The organism is Flavobacteriales bacterium, assembly GCA_013214975.1.
GTDB lineage: Bacteria > Bacteroidota > Bacteroidia > DT-38 > DT-38 > DT-38.
Map to the genome: position 1 here is coordinate 1 of JABSPR010000359.1, position 3,090 is coordinate 3,090.

Consider the following 3,090-nt stretch of genomic DNA (forward strand, 5'->3'; position numbering starts at 1 on the left):
AATCAACTCCATATTTAGACTCGATTAAACGTCGAATAAACATATGAGTTTCTTGCGCTATTTTGGGAGTTGCTGTTACTCCAGTTCCAATAGACCAAACTGGCTCGTATGCAATCACGATACTGCTTAACTCTTCCTTAGAAAATCCGAACAAAACAGACGATAACTGCTCTTCAAGAACAGCGAAATGCTTGTGATTCTCTCTATCAACTGCTTGCTCTCCACAGCAGAAAACTGGAATAAGACCAGCATCAATAGTCCTTTTCACTTTTTCGATCAATTCAGAACTGCCTTCACCAAAAAATTCTCTCCTTTCTGAATGTCCTAGAATAATATACTTCACGCCCACAGAAGCAAGCATACTAGCCGATACTTCTCCTGTATAGCCACCCTCTTCAAATCTACTACAATCTTGTGCGGCTATGAAAACGTTTTTGTTCCCTTCGGCAATTTCTGAAGTCAAAGTTATAAAAGGATATGGAGGAGCAATTATAACGGTACATTCTTCTTTTTTCAAATACGCTGATTTAGTTACTATTTGACGTACTAAATCAATTGCTTCTTCTTTGGTTTTATTTAATTTCCAATTTCCAGCAACAATCTTTTTTCTCATGAAAGCAACAGTTATTTAATTCTTACTCGAGGATCCAAAATTCCATATGTAATGTCAACGAGAATATTCACCACTACAAATATTAGCGCAAACACCAACGTTGCACCCATCACTACAGGAAGGTCCATTTTACCTAGTGCTAGTACTATCTCTAATCCTATTCCTTTCCAATCAAATATAAACTCAACAAAGATGGCACCTGCCATTAAGCTTGCAAACCAACCTGATACTGTTGTAATAACAGGATTTAATGCATTCTTCAACGCATGCTTTACGATAACATTAAATTTACTTAATCCCTTAGCAGATGCCGTACGAATGTAATCCATCGCTAAAACTTCAAGCATAGAATTGCGCGTAAGCTGAACAACCACAGCCAAAGGCCTCATACCAAGAGTCAAAGTCGGTAAAATTAAATTTTTCAAAGCTAATACTTCACCTTCAAAAGGATCTATCTCGTAAAGATTACCATGCATATTTAGTCCTGTCAAATCAGATAAAACATAACCGAATACATAAGCAATAATTATTCCGGAAAAAAAAGAAGGTAAAGACATGCCTAAAACTGATATAACGAGAAGCGCCCTATCAATAAACGAATCCTTATTAATGGCCATTATTATTCCCAATATTATTCCTAAAACAGTTGCAATAAGCATCGAAGAAACCGCCAACAAAGCGGTTTTAGGCATCCTTTCAGCAATTATCTCAGAGACTTTCTTTTTTGTTTGGTAGGACCTTCTTAAATATGGCCATTTTGCTACTATAGTTTTTGAATCACTAAGAGCAAACAGCTCAACATATTCATATTTGTCTTCATTAAGGTATATAAAACTGTCTTCGTCTTTAGTCTCATGTAAAGAAACCGGACATAAATCATTCAAATACATGATGTACTGCATTGGCAATGGTTTATCTCGCCCTAGATCCTTGTTAATCATTTTAATCAATTCTACATCTGCATGCTTACCAAGTACCATACGAGCGGGGTCCCCTGGCAGTACATTAAACAGTATAAATACCACTGTAGTTACTCCAAAGAGAACCCAGAACCCATAAAAAAGACGCTTAAGAATAAATTCTATCAACTGGCTTTGTTTTTAATCTCTTCAATATCTGACATAGAAGGTAAATTCTTATAATGCCATTTCCCTAAGATTCTACCATTCCGCATCATAACCAATCCTGGGTTAGATCTAATAATCGTTTTCAAGGTTGTTTCATCTGCCGAATAATATGGAAACATCGATTGATTCTCATGACGAAATTCCTGCACATTATTGTCTAAGGATGCGGATATCCCTTTAAAATCAAATCCTGATGCGGCAATTTTGTCTACCAACTCGTTAATTTCTTTTTGGGCTCCTACGTTGCTTTGGTTTATTTGATATGCGACTAGCATAAAACTCACCTCTTCGTTGTTCAGTATTTCATCATTTACATCCTCTCCTTGCATATTAGAGATAATAAAATCATGAATGGGCGGATGATAGCCTTCCTTTATTAAATTGGTTATTGTCTCCCCTTTTAATATCTCCAAATCTTTATTCTCCCACAATCTATCCGACAAATACACCTTACTATCTACATCCGACACTACCCCCGTAGATTTGCTTTTTATCTTGTAAATAGTTTGATATTCATCAATTGGCGCACCTTCGGGAACAACCATTTGTTCTGTAATACTCTTTCCAACAGCATACGGTCTAAAGTCTTTTATCGGTAAATGATTCAAACAAAATAGAGCAAAGTATAACGAGATAACGGCAGTTAATGCACCCATTATCCATTCTTCTATTTCGTTATTGATAAACATTTTCACGAGCACAAGAAACAACCCGAGTAACGCCGTAAAATAAATAGGAAAAGCCCAAGTATTATTTAGAATGAACAGACAAAAAACAGCTATAAAAACAACTGCCCCTGTTAAGTAATACTTGTTTTGTTCTGATGTGTTGCTATCGATATTCTTTCTATTAAAAAACAAAACCGAGATAAAAAAAGTTAAGACAACATCTTTTGAAAAGGATTCCCATGGTGTAAGTTTAAGAGCATCTCCAAAACAACCACAGTCTGTTACTTTTTCAAAATAAGCGGAAAACCAGGTTAAGAAGGTAAAAAAAAGAATCATACCCAACAGAGAATTTGAAACTAGTTTCATTTTGGCTCCAAATAAACAAGCTACACCAAGTACAATTTCCACAATACAGATAAAAACAGCTAAAGGAAGAGCAAGGTCTCCCAACCATACAAACCCAAGAACGTCTTCAGAAAAATACTCAGCGAGTTTATATGAAAAACCTAATGGATCATTGGCTTTTATCAACCCCGAAACTATAAATAAGGCTCCGACCAAAATACGAGAAACGAGTAATAACAGCTTCATTATTAAATAATAATTTTGGTGTTGGTTGGTCTATGATTCACCCTGCTCATCAAGCCGGATCATAGCAAAAATAGCATAATTAATAATATCG

Annotated in this window: 3 protein-coding genes; all 3 read right to left on the minus strand. The window is 35.7% G+C overall.

Going from position 1 to position 3,090, the window contains the following annotated elements:
* Positions 1-613, minus strand: a 613-nt coding sequence (gene tpiA, locus HRT72_11595) for a triose-phosphate isomerase (GenBank protein ID NQY68348.1), incomplete at its 3' end; no start/stop codon positions are given.
* A gap of 11 nt (positions 614-624) precedes the next feature.
* Positions 625-1,701: an ABC transporter permease gene (locus HRT72_11600; GenBank protein ID NQY68349.1), complete on the minus strand. Its 1,077-nt coding sequence runs from the start codon at positions 1,699-1,701 to the stop codon at positions 625-627.
* A complete protein-coding gene (locus tag HRT72_11605) occupies positions 1,698-2,999 on the minus strand; it encodes a DoxX family protein (protein NQY68350.1) in 1,302 nt (433 codons plus the stop codon). The genes HRT72_11600 and HRT72_11605 overlap by 4 nt, the downstream gene beginning before the upstream one ends.
* Positions 3,000-3,090: the final 91 nt, after the last annotated feature.

What these genes read in the sequence shown, in the direction of transcription:
- HRT72_11605 (NQY68350.1), bottom strand. Translation starts at nt 2,999, where the DNA reads ATGAAGCTGTTATTACTCGTTTCTCGTATTTTGGTCGGAGCCTTATTT.